Source organism: Thiovibrio sp. JS02, from assembly GCF_053485635.1.
The window spans coordinates 1,591,964-1,608,881 of the sequence record NZ_CM130715.1 but is presented as its reverse complement, the minus strand read 5'-3'; the positions used below and the strand labels follow the sequence as shown (position 1 = coordinate 1,608,881).

Sequence of the window (16,918 nt, the reverse complement as noted above, 5' to 3'; positions counted from 1 at the left end):
GGTGGAAGCGCCGGGAAAGGCGTTGTTGATCCCCCTTGTTCATGCGGCATTCCGCTCCCCTCCTCAGTTCCCCAGGCAGATGCCTATTTCCCGGGCGGTCAGCACCTTGTCGCTGTCCAGGGGCACTTTTTTCCTCGCCTTCACCGCCTCGGCCAGGGGCACCGGCTTGATGTCGGTGGCAGACAGGGCCACCATGTGGTCGAAGACCTCCTGCTCGGCCAACCGCACCGCGGCGCCGCCGAAACGCAGGGCCAGCATGCGGTCGAAGGTGGTGGGGGAGCCTCCCCGCTGCAGGTGGCCAAGGACCAGGGAGCGGGTGTCCTTGCCGGTTTTCTCCCTGATCTGTCTGGCAACCCATTCGCCCACCCCACCCAGGAGCACCTCCTGTCTGCCAACCTCGCATTGCTCCTGCGCCTTGTGGATCACCTCGGCGCCTTTCGCACGCGCGCCTTCCGCCACCACGACAATGGAATAATGCTTGTGGTGCAGCTCGTTGTCGTTGATTTTGGCGCAGACTTTTTCGATGTCAAAGGGGATTTCCGGGATGAGGATCACGTCGGCGCATCCGGAAAGGCCCGAGTTGATGGCAATCCAGCCGGAGTCGCGGCCCATGACCTCCACCACCATGACCCGGTCGTGGGATTTGGCGGTGGAGTGCAGCTTATCGATGGCCTCGGTGGCCGTGGCCACGGCGGTGTCGCAGCCAAAGGTTCTCTGGGTTGCGAGCAGGTCGTTGTCAATGGTTTTGGGCACCCCGATCACCGGCATGCCCTTTTCGGTGGCAAAACGATGCGCGATCTCCAGGCTGCCGTCACCGCCCACGGCAATGTGGCAGAAAAAGCCGAGGCGATTGAAATTTTGCATGACCCGATCGGAAACGTCGCGAAGCTGCACCTCGCCGGCCAGGTTTTCCACCGGCATGGCAAAGGGGTTGCCTTTATTGGTGGAACCCAGGATGGTGCCGCCGATGGGGGTGATATCTTCAACGAGTTCCGGAGTAAGGCGAACCAGCTCATCGGGATCGAGCAGTCCTTTGTAGCCGCCGCGGCTGCCGTAAACCTCCCAGCCGCGGTAATCAGCGGATTTGACCACGGCATAGATAACGGCGTTCAGGCCGGGAGCATCGCCACCACCGGTGGAGATAACGATTTTTTTCATTTTGAAAAACCTCGTGCTGAATTTTTTCTTGCCTGACGGAACGGATGTTGCCCGCGGCGAAGAACCTCCGCAAGCCTTGCGCCGCAAGGCCTTTTACATAGTTATATGCGCGAAAGCGCACGAGGTCAAAGAAAAAACCTGTCTTGACTTATTCAGGAACTTTTCTTATTTTTTAAGAAATTGGAAAAAGACAAAATCCCTTTTGTATTTTTCTTTCCGGTCCGAAAGGGCCGGATATTTTTTATGAACCTTTGCTGAGGAGATCAAAGGATGCTTGAGGTAACAGATCTGGCGGTTGCCAAACTGAAAGCGTACCTGGACGATAATAATATCGATTCCGCAGTACGTGTTGCGCTGATGCAGGGGGGCTGAGCAGGTCCCTCTTTGGGCTTGGCTCTGGATGAGTCAAAAGAAAACGATGCCACGTTTGAACATGGCGGAATTAAGTTTCTGGTTGATAATAATCTCAGCAACCAGTGTGGGGTCATCAAGGTGGACTTCATCGAGGCGGGTGCCCGTTCCGGCTTCGCCATTTCTCCGGCGAAACCTCTGGGGATGGGCGGTGGAAGCTGCGGCAGTTCCTGCGGCTCCAGCGGCTCCTGCGGTTGCTGAAAAGAGAGAGTTCCATGCTGCGAAAACCCTGGCCGATCGGCCAGGGTTTTTTTATTCTCCAGTCGGCTGTCCTGTTTTGATGAACTCATGGAGGAAGGCGATAAGATCCTCCATGTCCTGACCCTGTTCGGCAATCCCCTCCCCCCGCAAAGCGACCTCGATACAGAAGTTGATGACTTCGGGCAGGCTCCGCATGGCAATGCCCATCACCTCATAGCGCTCCCTGCGTAAGGTTTTCCCGGAAAAATCCCGGCCGCCCTCATGGCAGGTCAGGCAGGTTTTCCCGGAGGTGCCGCCAGCCAGGCTGGGGCTGTGAAAAAGCGCCTTGCCCCGGACCGGATCGGCAGCCCGTGCGGGGGCGGTCAGGGTCACGGTGATGGCGGCGAGAAGAATGATGATGCCTTTCATGGCCTGACAGCTTTCCTGATTGCCTCTGAGATTTCAAGTTGTTTCCCTGTTGAGCCGATAATTTTTACTTTGCAAATTTCCGCTTTTGGCGGAAAGTGAAGGCAGGGAAATCGACAGGGAGCGCTCCATGCACAAAAATGATCGGGATGAAAAGGAAATGCTTTCGGCCAGACAGGGCAAGGCCCTGCTCCGGTTGGCGCGGCGGGCCATCTCCCAAGAGCTTGGCATGTTGCCTGCGGGACAGGAGGATGATCCCGACCAGACCCTGAAGGATAACGCCCTGCAGGCGCGGCGCGGTACTTTCGTGACCTTGAAGAAGCGCGGCGAACTGCGAGGCTGCATCGGCAGCTTGGCGGCCAGCGAGTCCATTGTCGAAGGCGTACGGAGCAATGCCTTGAACGCGGCCTTTCACGATTCCCGCTTTAGTCCCTTGCAGGGCGACGAACTGGCCGACATCGAGGTTGAGGTCAGCATCCTCAGCGAGCCATGTCTGCTTGCCTACACGGATTCCGAGGATCTGACACGAAAGCTCCGAGTGGGCGTCGATGGCGTCATCCTCCGGAAGGGACCCCAGGGCGCCACCTTTCTGCCCCAGGTCTGGGCCCAGCTGCCGGATCCCGAAGAATTTTTGAGCCACCTTTGCCGCAAGGCCTGGCTGCCCCCCGATGCCTGGCGCCGGGAAAGGCTTAAGGTTTATGTCTACCAGGTTCAGTACTTTGAGGAAGAGGGCTAGCCGGGGGAGGGGTTCCGACCGGGAACGGCCAAACGGAGAAGCTGTTGATTTTTAAGGGCTGATATGGTACATGGCCCCTTGGTTGAGTTGAGCGTTGTGAGCCTGGGTGGCGGAACTGGTAGACGCAAGGGACTTAAAATCCCTCGGGTGTTTCACCCGTACGAGTTCGATTCTCGTCCTGGGCACCAGGAACTTTTTGAGGCTACAAGTGATTTTCTTGTAGCCTTTTTTGTTGCCCGTCTCTTCTTGCAGTGTTTGGGAAAATCGAATAATAAAACCCGTTGGTCCCCTTCCGGTTGTGCCGGGAAGGAAACGAGAAACAGGTCGCCAGCGACCCGAGGTGAGGAAAACAATGACTGCCAAACCAGCCACCATTGACCTTGTTGCCGAGCTCTTCTGTCAGGCCACCAAGAAGACCCTTGAGAAAAGCACCAAGAAGGAAATCAAATACTCAAAAACCATCCAGATCATCCCCGATGTGGGGCTTAAGCCCGATATCGGCTGTTTCGTGCAGTTCAGCGGCGATTACAGCGGCCTGGCGATCATCAATTTCTCGGCGGCGGCGGCCATGGATCTCTACCGGAGCTACATGCTGGCCATGGGCCTGCCGGAGGGCGATCTGGCCAAGGAGTTCACCTCGGTCGACGTGGTTGATACCATCGGCGAGATGACCAACCAGATCATGGGCAAGGCCATGCAGATGGTGGAGAGCAAATTCGAGCTGACCTCCTACATAGGCCAGCCCAAGGCCCTGGCCTTGAACACCGCCATCACCCTTACCCCGGATCTGGACTATAAGGACAGCCGTCGTCTGGTTTTCAGCCTGGATACGAACCGTTTCCATATGGAGATGTCCCTGGAGCGCACCGAATTTGTCGCGCTGCCCGCGTAACGGCACCCGGCAGCGGCGTGTCGGAAATGGACCGCCTTTGCGCGGTCCATTTTTATTTCCGCGGTTTGCCCCCAGGGCGGGCTTTGCCCGGGGAGAGGGTTTTTGCCTTTCAAAGACGGCGGTTTTGCATTATATTTTGCGTTTCCAGGGTATGATCCGGGAAAGGATCTCTGCTTTCGGCAGGATCCGAATTGTTGGGCATGCTTTTAACAGCCCCATGGAAACGGGTTGCCGGCGGCAGGGAGACATGTCGCCGAATTTTGCCGGCTCTGAGGGAGTCAGGAAATTCGTGGGGTTGGCCAAGGCCTTCTTGGGCCAACCGGCAGTTGAAAAAGCCAGGGATTTTTTTTCAACGGACTGACAAGAACAACTCAATTTTTGAGATTGTCCATAGCGTTGGAGGGTTATCATGTCAAAATGCAGCAGTGGAAGTTGTGGAAGCAAGAAGGGGAGCACCTGCGGTTCCGCCGATGCGGCGCTTGCCCAGCAGAATATGGCGATCACTGCCTCGCTCGGCCGGATCAAAAACAAGATCCTGGTGATGAGCGGCAAGGGTGGGGTCGGTAAGAGCACCATCTCGGTGAACCTGGCCATCGGCCTTGCCGGCAAGGGGTACAAGGTCGGCCTCATGGATGTTGACCTGCACGGCCCGGACATCGTCCGCATGCTCAACATGCACGGCCGCATGGAAGGCGAACTCACCAAGGAGGGCAAGATGCCGCCCATGGAATACAACGCCAACCTCAGGGTGATGTCGCTTGAGAGCATGATGGAGAACAGGGATGATCCCATTATCTGGCGCGGTCCCCTGAAAAACCAGGCCATCCGTCAGTTCATCGCCGATGTGGCCTGGGGCGACCTGGACTATCTGGTCATCGACGCGCCGCCGGGCACCGGCGACGAACCCATGACCGTGGCCAATACCATCAAGGACGCCAAGGCCCTGGTGGTGACGACCCCGCAGAACATCGCTCTGGCCGACGTGCGCAAATCCTTGAATTTCTGCAAGCATGTCAAGATGCAGATTGTCGGCATCGTCGAGAACATGAGCGGCTTTATCTGCCCCCATTGCGACAAGCCGGTGGAGATCTTCAAAACCGGCGGCGGCGAGAAACTGGCCGCTGAGTTTGCCATTCCCTTCCTGGGCAGGATTCCGGTGGATCCCAAGGTTGTGATCGCCGGCGACGACGGCAGGCCCTATCTCTCATCCGGGGCCGAGAGCCTGGCCATCAATGCCTTTAATGCGTTTCTCGCCAACGTGGAAAAGCAGATGCCGACCAGATCGGCCGCCTCGTCGATCCCCATGGCCGCCGCTGCCTCAAGCTGCGGCTGTGGCGGCGGGCCCTGCAACCCCGATACCTGCGACTGTTGAAGGCGGTGGGGTGTAAAGAGTAAAGCGGTTTCGCCTGCCTGTCGGGGCAGTTGCTGAAATCAGGGGAGTTTTGCTGATGATTGTGAAACAGTTGACCGTTGGTTCCATGGCCGTGTGCTGTTATGTGGTGGGCTGCGAGGAGACGGGCAAATGCTGTGTCATCGACCCCGGCGGCGGCGAGGAGAAGATCCTCGCCTGCTGCAGGAGCGAAGGGCTTGCCGTTGAGGCGATTGTCTGCACCCACGGCCATCCTGACCATGTGTGCGGGAATGCGCTCCTCAAAAAGGCCACCGGCGCTCCGATCATCATGCACACGGCCGATGTGGAGTTTTTCGCCCGTCAGGACATCGAGCAGTATTTTGCCATGCTTGGCCTGCCGTTCTCTCCCCCCGCGGACCGGACCGTGGCCGACGGCGACACCATCGTTGTCGGCAAGGTGACCCTTACGGTACTCCACACCCCCGGCCATACCCCCGGCGGCATCTGCCTCTATGCCGCGCCCCATCTTTTCACCGGCGACACCCTCTTTGTCGGCGGGGTCGGCCGCACCGATTTCCCCGGCGGCGATACTCTGCAACTGCTCGATGCCATCCGGGAAAAGATCCTCTCCCTGCCGCCGGAGACCGTGGTCTGGCCGGGACATGGCTATGGTGGCGCCCGCTCCACAGTGGGTGAGGAGGCTCGCGCCAATCCCTTTCTGAACGGAGGCTGGTAGCCAGGATGCGGGAGATCATCCTCGGCACCGCCGGCCATGTTGACCATGGCAAGACCAGCCTCGTCAAGGCCCTCACCGGCATTGATACGGATAGGCTCAAGGAGGAAAAGAAACGCGGCATCACCATCGAACTCGGCTTCGCTTTTCTCGATCTGCCCTGCGGCCATCGCCTGGGCATCATCGACGTGCCCGGCCATGAGCGCTTTGTGAAAAACATGGTGGCGGGCGCCTCCGGCATCGATCTGGTCGCCTTTGTTATTGCCGCCGATGAAGGGATCATGCCCCAGACCCGGGAGCACTTCGAGATCTGTCGTCTGCTCGGGGTGAAACGCGGCCTGGTCATCCTCAGCAAAAAGGATATGGTCGAGCCGGAATGGCTTGAAATGGTTCGGGAGGACGTGCGCCAGTTTTTGCAGGGCAGCTTTCTGGAAAATGCTCCCATGGTGGCGGCTTCGGCCATGACCGGCGAGGGGATTGCCGAGGTGCGGGAGGTGCTCGACCGTCTGGTGCGGGAAAGCGAATTCCACGAGGCATACGGCCCCTTCCGTCTGCCGGTGGACAGAGTCTTCAGCATGAAGGGCTTCGGCGCGGTGGTCACCGGCACCTCCATTTCCGGCCGCATCAACGTGGGAGACGATATCGCCGTCTACCCGGCCGGACACATCGCCAAGATCCGCGGCATCCAGGTGCATGGCCAGGACATGGAGCTGGTGGAGGCGGGCAAGCGCACCGCCATCAACATCCAGGGGATTGATATGGACATGGTGACCCGGGGCGACATGCTGGCCACTCCCAACACCCTGCAGCCCTCCTATATGTTCGACGCCGATTTTCTCTATCTTTCCGGCAATGCCAAACCGCTCAAAAACAGAACCCGGGTGCGGGTGCATATCGGTACCGCCGAGATCATGGCCCGCATCGTCCTGCTCGATGATGAGGAGCTTGCCCCGGGCGGGCAGGCCAATGTGCAGATTCTGCTCGAAGCGCCTTTCGGCGCCTGGCCGGGCGACCATTATGTGGTGCGGAGCTACTCGCCGGTATTCACCATCGGCGGCGGCGCCATCTTAAACGGTGCCCCCCCGAAGCGGCGGCGGTTCAAGGAAGTGAACAAGGGGATCTTCGCCTGTTACCATGAAGGCTCCAGCGAGGATCTCGCCCTGCTGCACCTTGCCGAGGCAGGCATTTCCGGCCTCACTTTTGATGAGCTTTCAGTAAAGAGCGGCCAATTCGGCAAACGTTTTAAGAAAGTCCTGGAAGCCCCCATCTCCAGCCGCAGGATCATTGTCGTTGATTCAGAGCGGCAGCGGATGATTGCCGCGCAAACCTTCGAGCAGACCTCTGCGTCCCTGGTAAAGATTCTGGCCGATTTTCATCGGGACAACTCCATGAAGCCAGGGCTTTCCAAAGAGGAATTGCGGTCCAGGCTCCCTGGCACCATCGACCAGAAGCTCTTTCAACTCCTCCTTGCCGGTTTGGGCAAACAGGGGGCGATTGTGGTGGACGAATCCATCGTGCGTCTTGCCAGCCACAAGGTTTCCTTCAAGGCGGATGCCCAGGCGGTCCGCCGGGAGATGGCGGATTTCTACAAACAGGCGGGACTCACCCCGCCAACGGTGCGTGAGGTGCAGGAGCACTTTGCCAAGTATCCACTCTCCCTGGTCAAGGAGGTGCTCGAGGTTCTGGTCCGCGAGCAGGTACTGGTGAAGATCAGCGAGGATCTTTATTTTCACGCCGAGACAGTGAACGGGCTGCAGCGGCAGGTGGTTGATTTTATCCGCAAAGAGGGGGAAATCGATGCGCCCCGCTTCAAGAATATGACCGGACTGACCAGAAAGTTCTCCATTCCGCTCCTGGAGTATTTCGACAGGATCAAGGTGACCATCCGGGTCGGCGACAAGCGGCTGCTCCGGGAGCGGAGCAGTTGAGCGTATTGCCTCCTTCTTTTCCCCATCTCTACCCGGAGGGATTCCCATCGGCATCATAAGCGGCAACACCGGCGGCCTGAAAACCGCGCAGTTGAAATGGCTTGAACGCATCGCCAAGCGGCGGGTCTCCCCTGACGACATCATCAGCCCTGAGCTTGCCAGGGAGCTTTGCGCCTTTTCCTTTGAAACCGGGCGGCAGGTCGGGGTGCTGCTCAGCCGGGTCGGGCAGGTGGAATTTGTTCTGGTGGGCGATCACCGGGCCATCATGATTCCCTCCCTCAGCCAGTACCGTTCCGCGGCGGGCGGCCGCCTGAAGGGGTTGCGCTGCGTACATACCCATCTTGGCGGCGAGGATCTTTCCGAAGACGATCTGATGGATCTTCTCTTTCTGCGTCTTGATCTGATGAGCATGGTGAAGATGGACGAAAGCGGCCTGCCCACCCGTCTTTACACCGCCCATCTGATCCCGCAGGCCGTGGAGGGACGCAACTGGGTGTTTCTGCCTCCCGAGGTGCCGAGCCGGCAAAGCCATCCCTGTCGGGAGCTCATCGCCGCCCTGGAGGATGAATTCGCCCGCTACCGTCCGGCCCGCGAGGTTGACAAGGGCAGGGACCGTGCGATCCTGGTCAGCGTGACCACGGCCCAGCGGGGCAAGGCGCAGGAAGCCATGGACGAGCTGGTCGAGCTGGCGCGTTCCGATGAGGTGGTGGTGCTTGATACCGTGGTGCAGCGCCGCGACAGGATCAATCCGAAATGGATCATGGGCAAGGGCAAGCTCGGGGAGATCATGCTTTCCGCCCTGCGTTTGAACGCCAACCTGCTCATCTTCGACCAGGAGCTGAATCCCTCCCAGATCCGTTCCATCACCGACCATACCGAACTGCGGGTTATTGACCGCACCCAGCTCATCCTCGATATCTTTGCCCGCAGGGCCTTGAGCCGCGAGGGCAAACTGCAGATCGAGATGGCCCAGCTCAAGTACATGCTGCCCAGGCTCACCACCCGTGACGATGCACTTTCCAGGCTCACCGGCGGCATCGGCGGCCGCGGCCCGGGCGAAACCCGCCTTGAGGTTGACCGACGGCGGATCAACGACCGCTTGAGCAAGCTGGCGAAAAAACTCAAAGAGGTGGGCCGGGAGCGGGAGCACCGTCGCTCGCGGCGCCGTAAGCGGGAGTTGCCTGTCCTTTCCCTGGTGGGTTACACCAATGCCGGCAAATCGACCCTGCTCAATACCCTGACCAAGAGCGAGATTGTCGCCGAAGACAAGCTTTTCGCCACCCTGGACCCCACGAGCAGGCGGTTGCGTTTTCCCGAGGACGTCGAGGTGATCATCACCGACACGGTGGGTTTTATCCGGAATCTGCCCGACGAGCTTCTGCAGGCGTTCAAGGCCACCCTGGAGGAGTTGCATGAGGCGGACGTGCTCATCCATGTCGTGGACCTCGGCAATCCGCGCTTTGTCGATCATATCCAGGTGGTTGAGGAGCTGCTCCGCGAGCTTGAGCTTGATGATCTCCCTTGTCTCAAGGTGTTCAACAAGATCGACCTCGTCGATGCCGAATTTGTTGCCGAGCAGGTCAGAATCCATGGCGCGGTGGCCTTGTCGGCCAGGGACGCGGCAACTTTCGGCCCGTTTCTGGAAAAGGCGCACTCCCTGGTGGCAAAAAAATGGCGCCAGATGGGGCGTCCGCCTCTCGGCGGCCCGGAGAGCGGGTTTACCGTTTGAACCGTTGTCGGCAAGGCGCTCCCCCGCGTTTTCGGCTCGGGCGGGCCGAAGTTTTGTAACAATCTGGTGCAATTGTTTTGGTTTACAGGTATAACAACCCGTAACCTTTGTAAAAAATGGGCTTGCCAAAATCTGGATTCCGCCCGTTTCCTTATCCATTTTCAGCGCGTACGCGGAGCAGTACGGTTATTGAATCATGGCGAGAGTTTTTCAGAATTCTGCACGCAGCCTTTTTTTGTTCATTGCCCTGGCCGCGGTTTTCACCGTCACGGCCTCGCGGGACTGCTTTGCCAAGAATGCCAGCATCGAAGAGCTCATTGTCACCAATTCAAGCAGCGATCTGCTCCTCTTTCTCAACGTGAAGAACGCCTTTACCGCCGAGATGGAAGAGGGGATCAGAAACGGCATCCCGGTGACCTTCAGTTTTTATGTGGAACTGTCCAGAAACAGGAAGGCCTGGCTCAATGAGGATGTCATTTCCCTGGAACTTGAGCACACCCTGGCCTACGATACCCTGAAAGAGGAGTATGCCGTCAGCCGCTCCGAGGCGGACGGGCAGATCATCCGCACCAAATCGCTGCCCGAGGCCAAGCGGGCCATGTCACAGCTCAACGGCGTGCAGGTGCTGCCCCTCAACGCCCTGCGGGCCGAAGAGGAGTATTCTCTCAGGGTCAAGGCCAAGCTTGCCGAGAAAACCCTGCCCCTTTATTTCCATTATGTGGTCCCGTTTTTGAGCCTCTGGGACTTTGAAACCGACTGGTACAGCCTCGAATTCAGGTACTGAAATGGATAGCAATCAGGAGGAGGTGGTCAGGAGGGATCGGGAGCGACGCAAGAAGCGAATCCGCTTGATCATCCTGGCCTGTCTTGTTCTCGTTCCGCTTCTCACCTTTCTGGAGACGAAAGTGGTCCAGCTGGGCACCGTGCCTTTTCCGGTGAGCGGCAACGTCCTCATCTTCGTTCTCATCAATTTCAACGTCCTTCTCCTCCTCCTGATGGTGTTCCTGGTCCTCCGCAATCTGGTCCAGCTCGTTTTCGAGCGGCGTCGCAGGTTTCTCGGCACCAGATTGCGCACCAAGCTGGTCATCGCCTTTGTTTCCATGTCGTTCTTTCCCACCGGGTTGCTCTTCTTCATTTCCCTGCAATTTATCTCCACCAGTATGGACTACTGGTTCAATATCAATGTGGAGCAGTCCCTGGAAGAGTCGATCCAGATCGCGAAAAATGTTTACCAGGAGGCGCAAAGTCAGGCCGGCCGCCAGGGCCGCCTTATCGCCGAACGCCTTGCCTCGCCCCGCTACAACCATGTCAGCGCCGACAATCTGGATCTTTTTCTTGTCGAGGTCATGGAGAGCCACGGCCTTGCCGGGGTGGAGATCATCTCCGAACAGCGGGAGATTCTCAATAAGGCTTATCGGCCCGAGGTCGCGGACCAGGCTGTGCCGGAGATCCCCATGGAGATGATCCGCAACGCCATTGCCGGCACCCGGGAGCAGGTGACCATCCAGCCGGTGGTGGCTGGCGAGCTGGTCCGCGGCATCAGTCCGGTGCGCGTCGGCGGATCCTCCTCCCGGCAGGAGGTGCTGGTCATTTCCCTCCTGATCCCCCAGGAACGCATTCAGCGGATGGAGACGGTCTCCTCTGGGTATGAGGGATACAAGCAACTGCTGCTGTTGAAGGCCCCCATCAAGACAAGCCTTCTGGTCATGCTGCTCATCGTCACCCTGCTCATTGTCTTCTGCGCAGTCTGGTTCGCCTTTTACGTGGCCGGCGGGCTCACCGGTCCCATCGGCAAGCTGGCGGAAGCCACCCGCCGGGTCGCCGAGGGCGAATTGGACTTCGTGCTTGAAAAAACCTCGGGCGATGAGATGGGCACCCTGGTGGACTCCTTCAATCGGATGACCAGCGACCTGGCGGCCAGCAAGAAACAGGTCGAGGAGGCGACCTCTGCCTTGCGGCAGAGCAACCTGGACGCGGAAACCAGGCGCCGGTACATGGAAATCATCCTCCAGAACGTGGCTGCCGGCGTGATCTCTCTCGATGAAAACGGCAGGATCACCACCATCAACCGATTTGCCGAAGAGCTGTTGAAGATCGACCGCAAGGTCTTTGCCGGCGCCCATTATCGGGCGGTCATGCGCCAGGAGCATCTGACGATTCTGGAGGGTTTCCTGGCCGAACTGGCACGCTCGGGAAAGCCTTCCATCGAAAAGCCCCTGCGTCTTACCGTTGGTGATGAAACCTTTTCCCTGCGCGTCAACTTCACCAAGCTCGAGGATGAAAACGGCCAGCCCTTGGGTGTGGTGCTGGTGTTCGACAACCTCACCGAACTGGAAAAGGCCCAGCGCATGGCGGCCTGGCGCGAGGTGGCGCGGCGCATTGCCCATGAGGTGAAGAATCCCCTGACCCCCATCCAGCTTTCCGCCCAGAGGCTGCGCAAGAAGTATCTCGACCGTCTGGATGAGGATCGGGAGGTCTTTGATGTCTGCACCAGGACCATTGTCAATCAGGTGGAGGAGCTGAAGAAGCTGGTCAGCGAGTTTTCCAGTTTTGCCAGGATGCCCGCCGTACAGAAGTCTTTAGGCAGCCTTGCGGACATGGCCAAGGAGGTCTTCGTGCTCTATGAGGAAGCCCACAAGGAAAGGGAGTTCCGCCTGGACGTGGACCAGGGGATGCCAAGATTGACCTTTGATTTCAAACAGATGAAACGTGTGCTCATCAACCTCCTGGACAATGCGGTGGCGGCTACGGAAGCGGGCGGGCGCATCGAAATCATCCTCTCCTGCGACCAGGCGGAACGGGCGGCATTTCTTGAAGTGCGGGACAATGGCATCGGCGTCAGCGACGCGGATAAACTGCATCTCTTTGAGCCCTATTTCTCCAGGAAAAAAACCGGCACCGGTCTGGGTCTGGCCATTGCCAGCACCGTGGTTGCCGACCATAACGGCTACATCCGCGTCAAGGACAATGAACCGCGGGGCACCCGGTTCATCGTGGAGCTTCCCCTGGACAAGGGCTAGAAAATCGTTCTCTCCTGCGTGGTATCCCATGGTATTATGGTCAGGATGAAATCAAAACCGCATACTTGAAAGATGATGGCAGCAAAAATTCTCATAATCGATGACGAGGCAAGCATCCGCGATTCCCTCTCCGGCATCCTCTCCGATGAGGGGTTTCAACCGGTTTGCGCCGAAGACGGCACAAGGGGGCTGGCTATTCTGGAAGAGGACCGCTTCGATCTGGTCCTGCTCGACATCTGGATGCCAGGTCTTGACGGCATGGAGGTGCTCAGGCAGATCAGGGAGTCCTACCCGGACCTGGCCGTGATCATGATCTCCGGCCACGGCACCATTGAAACCGCGGTGCAGGCCACCCGGCTGGGAGCCTACGATTTCATTGAAAAGCCGCCCTCCTACGACAAGATCATTCTCTCCATCAACAACGCCCTCCATCTTTCCCAGCTCAAGAAAGAGAATCTTATCTTCCGTCAGCAGAGCGCCGGGAAAAAGCAGCTTACCGGCAATTCCCCGGCCATGGCGCAATTGCGGCAGCTGGTCGAACGGGTCGCGCCCACCGACGCCTGGGTACTGATTCGCGGCGAGCATGGCACCGGCAAGGAGCTGGTGGCCCAGACCATTCATCGTCTGTCCAGGAGCGCGCACAAGCCCATGATCGAGCTCAATTGCGCCGCCATTCCCGAAGAGCTGATCGAGTCCGAACTGTTCGGGCATGAGAAGGGGGCGTTCACCGGCGCCACTGCCGGCCGGCGCGGGAAGTTCGACCTGGCCGACGGCGGCGTACTTTTTTTGGACGAGATCGGCGACATGAGCCTCAAGACCCAGGCCAAGGTGTTGCGCATCCTTCAGGAGCAGAAATTCGAGCGGGTGGGCGGAGCAAAGACCATCCACGTGGACGTGCGGGTTCTTGCCGCCACCAACAAGGATCTGGAGCAGGAAATAGAAAACGGCAATTTTCGCGCCGATCTCTTCTACCGCCTCAATGTGGTGCCCATCCACGTTCCGGCTCTGCGCGACCGGCTGGAGGATATTCCCTTGCTGGTTTCCGACTTTGTCGTCGATAATGCCCGGAAGGGGCTGGGGAAAAAAAAGTTTACCGCCGGCGCTCTCCAGGTGCTGATGCAGCACCGCTGGCCGGGAAATGTGCGGGAATTGCGCAACTTTGTCGAACGGGTCATGATCATGTCGCCCGCCGAGATCGTGGATGAGGCCCTGGTCGTCTCCCTGCTGGGGAGAGGGACCGCCGCCGGTGGCGAGATTCCGGCCAGCGCGGGTCTTGCCGCCCTGTATCATGCCTTGAGTTACAAGGAGGCGAAAAAGATCTTTGAGCGGGAGTATCTCAAGCAGCGCCTTGGGGAGAATGACGGCAACATTTCCCAAACCGCGGAACAAATCGGCCTGGAACGGAGTCATCTGCATAAGAAGATGAAAACCCTCGCCCTTGATGAGGAGTGAGGGGAAGTCTTGCTGCGATCGAGGATGCCATGAGCGAATTTGACAACAACCTGCCGGACCAGAAAGAGCTGGAAAGGGAAATCGGCGAATATCTTACCAAGAAATACGGGAAGCGGGTGAAGATTGTCTCCAGCGGACTTCTGCCCATGTCCCAGCCCCAAGAGGGGGAGGACGGCGACAAGGTCAAGTCCGCCGACGGAAAGCAATTTCATTTTGACACCACGCCGGAGGAACTCATCGCCTATCTGGACGAGTATGTGGTGAAACAGGACGAGGCCAAGGCCATCCTCGCCACCAAGATCTGCACCCATTTCAACAGGATCAGCTTCGCTCTGGAGAATCCCGGGCGGGCCAAGCGCAATATCGGTCAGATCAAGAACAACGTCCTCCTCATGGGTCCGACCGGCGTGGGAAAAACCTTCCTGATCAAGCTCATCGCCCAGCGCCTCGGCGTGCCTTTCATCAAGGGGGATGCCACCAAGTTCAGCGAAACCGGCTATGTGGGAGGCGATGTCGAGGATCTGGTCCGCGATCTGGTCCGCCAGGCGGACGGGGATCTTGAGCGCGCCCAGTACGGCATCATCTATGTGGACGAGATCGATAAGATCGCCGCCAGCGAATACCGGATCGGCGCCGATGTTTCCCGGACCGGCGTGCAGCGGGCTCTGCTGAAACCCATGGAGGAAACCGAGGTTGAGCTCAAGGTGCCCCACGACCCCATCTCCCAGATCGAGGCCATCGAACAGTACCGCGCCACCGGCAAGAGGGAAAAGCGCACCGTCAACACCAGGAACATTCTCTTCATCATGAGCGGCGCCTTCGTCGGTCTGGAGGAGATTATCAGAAAGCGGGTGCAGCGGCAGTCCATCGGCTTTGAGAGCGCGGTTTCTTCCCAGAAGGAATCGTGGCGGTTTTTGAAGCAGGTCAAGGCGGAGGATCTTATCCAGTTCGGCTTTGAGAGCGAGTTCGTCGGCCGCCTGCCCGTGATCGCCGTCCTTGATGAATTGAGCGAGGATGATTTCCATGAGATCCTGACCAACCCGAACAGCTCGGTGATTGTCGCCAAAAAGCAGGATTTTCGCGCCTACGGCATCGAGATTCAGTTTGAGGGCGCGGCCCTCCGGGAGATCGCCAGGCGCGCCATGAACGAGAAAACCGGGGCCCGCGGCTTGGTGAGCGTCATGGAAAGGGTGCTTCTCCATTTTGAAAAAAAGCTGCCCTCCACCGCCATCCGGCATCTGGTGGTGGATGCCGAGATGGTGCGGGAGCCGCGGGAAGCGCTTGCGCAACTGCTCGCTGATCCCGGGGTGCAGGCCAAACACCGCCGCCGCTACGAGGAGTTGCTGCAAAGCGAGTACCAGCACTTGATGGATTTTATTCACCGGCGGATGGGGGATTATCTTGAGGAGCATCAGGTGCTCACCACACCCGAGCGCCTTCGCCTCATGGCCCAGGAAAGCCAGGAGCTGGATACGGACCCGCGTGAGGTGAGCGACAGATTCATCCGGCTGGTCAAGGCGATCCACGACTGCGAGGATGAGATTTCCAAGAAATGCGGCATCCGGGTCACCTTTGCCGAAGAGGCCATCGACGGCCTGTTGCGCCGGGAGCCCAGAACCCTTGAGGCCATCAACGCAGCCTGTGTCGGGATTCTGCAAACCATGGAATATGGCCTGCGGCTCATGAGTCAGAAAAAAGGCGTGGACCGGGTGGTGATTCCCCGTGAGGGGGTCGATTCGCCTGAAAAATTCATCAATAAACTGGTTGGGGAGACCTTCCGGGTCGAGTAGCCACGTTGCGTGGCTGCTCAAGTCCGCGACCTTCAAAGACAATCATCAGCAGGCAGGAAAGGCTTCAGGGGCTTGGCCCGGGATTTTTTGCCGCCACGAAAAGGAGAGGTTATGATTTTTCCGGAGTACAGAGCGAGACGGCTCAGACGCAACGAGATATTCCGCGCCCTGGTGCGGGAAACAAGCATTTCCCCGGCGCATCTTGTCTACCCGCTGTTCGTGATGCCCGGCAAGGGGAAACGGGAGGAAGTCTCCTCCATGCCCGGGGTGTTCAGGATCACGGTCGATCAGCTGGCCAAAGAGGCAAAGGAGTGCATGTCCCTCGGGGTGAACAATGTCATCCTCTTCGGTCTGCCGGACAAAAAGGATTCCAGGGGGTCGGGCGCCCATGCCAAGGACGGCATCATTCAGCGGGCCATCAAGGAGCTGAAGAACAAGGCTCCGGAGCTCATGGTTTCCACGGATGTCTGTCTCTGTGAATATACCAGTCATGGCCATTGCGGCATTATCATCGAGGATGAAGTGGATAACGACGCCACCCTTGAGGTTTTGGCCAGGACCGCCCTGTCCCATGCCCAGGCCGGGGCCGACATGGTCGCCCCCTCGGACATGATGGACGGCCGGGTCGCCGAAATTCGCGGCATCCTGGACGAGAACAACTTTCACATGGTGCCGATCATGTCTTATGCGGTCAAGTATGCCTCCGCCTTTTACGGACCGTTCCGGGACGCGGCGGAATGCGCGCCCCAGCATGGCGACCGCAAGGCGTACCAAATGGACCCGGCCAACGTCCGGGAAGCCCTGCGCGAGGCGACCCTGGATGTGGATGAAGGCGCGGACATCCTCATGGTCAAGCCGGCCATGGCCTATCTGGATATCATCAGCAGGCTGCGGGAAGAGTTCGATCTGCCCATCGCCGCCTACCATGTGAGCGGTGAGTATGCCATGATCAAGGCGGCGGCCGCCAATGGCTGGATCGACGGGGAAAAGGTCATGTGCGAGAGCCTGCTGGCCATAAGACGGGCCGGCGCGGACATCATCATCACCTATTTTGCCAAGGAGATGGCCCGTCTGCTCAACCGATAGGGAGCCGGATGGGATCTTGAGTCAGA

The 16,918-nt window shown here is 58.7% G+C and carries 14 protein-coding genes and 1 tRNA gene; 13 read left to right on the top strand and 2 right to left on the bottom strand.

Translation table 11 applies throughout. The features are described from left to right. Positions 1-63 precede the first annotated feature (63 nt). Positions 64-1,158 carry a 6-phosphofructokinase gene (locus ACUUL3_RS07475; RefSeq protein ID WP_448556017.1) on the bottom strand — a complete coding sequence of 365 codons (1,095 nt, stop codon included), beginning with the start codon at positions 1,156-1,158 and terminating at the stop codon, positions 64-66. 270 nt (positions 1,159-1,428) lie between these two features. Here ACUUL3_RS07475 and ACUUL3_RS07470 point away from each other — a divergent pair, with 270 nt between their 5' ends. Beyond that, positions 1,429-1,770 carry an IscA/HesB family protein gene (locus ACUUL3_RS07470; RefSeq protein ID WP_448556015.1) on the top strand — a complete coding sequence of 114 codons (342 nt, stop codon included), beginning with the start codon at positions 1,429-1,431 and terminating at the stop codon, positions 1,768-1,770. A gap of 51 nt (positions 1,771-1,821) precedes the next feature. On the opposite strand, the gene ACUUL3_RS07465 is transcribed toward ACUUL3_RS07470, so the two are convergent. Continuing rightward, positions 1,822-2,178 carry a hypothetical protein gene (locus ACUUL3_RS07465; protein WP_448556013.1) on the bottom strand — a complete coding sequence of 119 codons (357 nt, stop codon included), beginning with the start codon at positions 2,176-2,178 and terminating at the stop codon, positions 1,822-1,824. Between the two features lie 127 nt (positions 2,179-2,305). Here ACUUL3_RS07465 and amrA point away from each other — a divergent pair, with 127 nt between their 5' ends. The 12 genes from amrA to hemB all read left to right on the top strand — a co-directional run bounded on the left by amrA (position 2,306) and on the right by hemB (position 16,892). After that, complete coding sequence (gene amrA / locus ACUUL3_RS07460; protein WP_448556012.1) at positions 2,306-2,911, top strand: AmmeMemoRadiSam system protein A; 606 nt, start codon at positions 2,306-2,308, stop codon at positions 2,909-2,911. A 100-nt stretch (positions 2,912-3,011) separates the two neighbouring features. Continuing rightward, positions 3,012-3,099 (top strand) — tRNA-Leu (locus ACUUL3_RS07455). A 164-nt stretch (positions 3,100-3,263) separates the two neighbouring features. Then, positions 3,264-3,803, top strand: coding sequence for a DUF3334 family protein (locus ACUUL3_RS07450; RefSeq protein WP_448556010.1), 540 nt, complete (start codon positions 3,264-3,266; stop codon positions 3,801-3,803). A 409-nt stretch (positions 3,804-4,212) separates the two neighbouring features. Next, positions 4,213-5,175 carry a P-loop NTPase gene (locus ACUUL3_RS07445; RefSeq protein ID WP_448556008.1) on the top strand — a complete coding sequence of 321 codons (963 nt, stop codon included), beginning with the start codon at positions 4,213-4,215 and terminating at the stop codon, positions 5,173-5,175. Between the two features lie 76 nt (positions 5,176-5,251). Beyond that, the gene (locus ACUUL3_RS07440; RefSeq protein ID WP_448556006.1) at positions 5,252-5,890 is read left to right on the top strand and encodes an MBL fold metallo-hydrolase; all 639 of its coding nucleotides are present in this window, start codon (positions 5,252-5,254) and stop codon (positions 5,888-5,890) included. Between the two features lie 5 nt (positions 5,891-5,895). Beyond that, positions 5,896-7,815 carry a selenocysteine-specific translation elongation factor gene (gene selB, locus ACUUL3_RS07435; RefSeq protein WP_448556004.1) on the top strand — a complete coding sequence of 640 codons (1,920 nt, stop codon included), beginning with the start codon at positions 5,896-5,898 and terminating at the stop codon, positions 7,813-7,815. 91 nt (positions 7,816-7,906) lie between these two features. Beyond that, a complete protein-coding gene (hflX, locus tag ACUUL3_RS07430) occupies positions 7,907-9,544 on the top strand; it encodes a GTPase HflX (protein WP_448556002.1) in 1,638 nt (545 codons plus the stop codon). Between the two features lie 235 nt (positions 9,545-9,779). Then, the gene (locus ACUUL3_RS07425; RefSeq protein WP_448556000.1) at positions 9,780-10,328 is read left to right on the top strand and encodes a DUF4390 domain-containing protein; all 549 of its coding nucleotides are present in this window, start codon (positions 9,780-9,782) and stop codon (positions 10,326-10,328) included. Position 10,329: 1 nt separating this feature from the next. Then, positions 10,330-12,564 carry an ATP-binding protein gene (locus ACUUL3_RS07420; RefSeq protein ID WP_448555998.1) on the top strand — a complete coding sequence of 745 codons (2,235 nt, stop codon included), beginning with the start codon at positions 10,330-10,332 and terminating at the stop codon, positions 12,562-12,564. A gap of 75 nt (positions 12,565-12,639) precedes the next feature. Next, on the top strand, positions 12,640-14,016 hold the full coding sequence (locus ACUUL3_RS07415; RefSeq protein ID WP_448556450.1) for a sigma-54-dependent transcriptional regulator: 1,377 nt from the start codon (positions 12,640-12,642) through the stop codon (positions 14,014-14,016). 29 nt (positions 14,017-14,045) lie between these two features. Further along, a complete protein-coding gene (locus ACUUL3_RS07410) occupies positions 14,046-15,806 on the top strand; it encodes an AAA family ATPase (protein WP_448555996.1) in 1,761 nt (586 codons plus the stop codon). A 111-nt stretch (positions 15,807-15,917) separates the two neighbouring features. Next, complete coding sequence (hemB, locus tag ACUUL3_RS07405) at positions 15,918-16,892, top strand: porphobilinogen synthase (RefSeq protein WP_448555994.1); 975 nt, start codon at positions 15,918-15,920, stop codon at positions 16,890-16,892. The last annotated feature ends 26 nt before the right edge of the window (positions 16,893-16,918 follow it).

Coding starts and splice junctions, on each gene's coding strand:
- ACUUL3_RS07475 (WP_448556017.1), bottom strand. CDS start 1,158: ATGAAAAAAATCGTTATCTCCACCGGTGGTGGCGATGCTCCCGGCCTG.
- ACUUL3_RS07465 (WP_448556013.1), bottom strand. CDS start 2,178: ATGAAAGGCATCATCATTCTTCTCGCCGCCATCACCGTGACCCTGACC.
- amrA (WP_448556012.1), top strand. CDS start 2,306: ATGCACAAAAATGATCGGGATGAAAAGGAAATGCTTTCGGCCAGACAG.
- ACUUL3_RS07450 (WP_448556010.1), top strand. CDS start 3,264: ATGACTGCCAAACCAGCCACCATTGACCTTGTTGCCGAGCTCTTCTGT.
- ACUUL3_RS07445 (WP_448556008.1), top strand. CDS start 4,213: ATGTCAAAATGCAGCAGTGGAAGTTGTGGAAGCAAGAAGGGGAGCACC.
- ACUUL3_RS07440 (WP_448556006.1), top strand. CDS start 5,252: ATGATTGTGAAACAGTTGACCGTTGGTTCCATGGCCGTGTGCTGTTAT.
- selB (WP_448556004.1), top strand. CDS start 5,896: ATGCGGGAGATCATCCTCGGCACCGCCGGCCATGTTGACCATGGCAAG.
- ACUUL3_RS07420 (WP_448555998.1), top strand. CDS start 10,330: ATGGATAGCAATCAGGAGGAGGTGGTCAGGAGGGATCGGGAGCGACGC.
- ACUUL3_RS07415 (WP_448556450.1), top strand. CDS start 12,640: ATGGCAGCAAAAATTCTCATAATCGATGACGAGGCAAGCATCCGCGAT.
- ACUUL3_RS07410 (WP_448555996.1), top strand. CDS start 14,046: ATGAGCGAATTTGACAACAACCTGCCGGACCAGAAAGAGCTGGAAAGG.
- hemB (WP_448555994.1), top strand. CDS start 15,918: ATGATTTTTCCGGAGTACAGAGCGAGACGGCTCAGACGCAACGAGATA.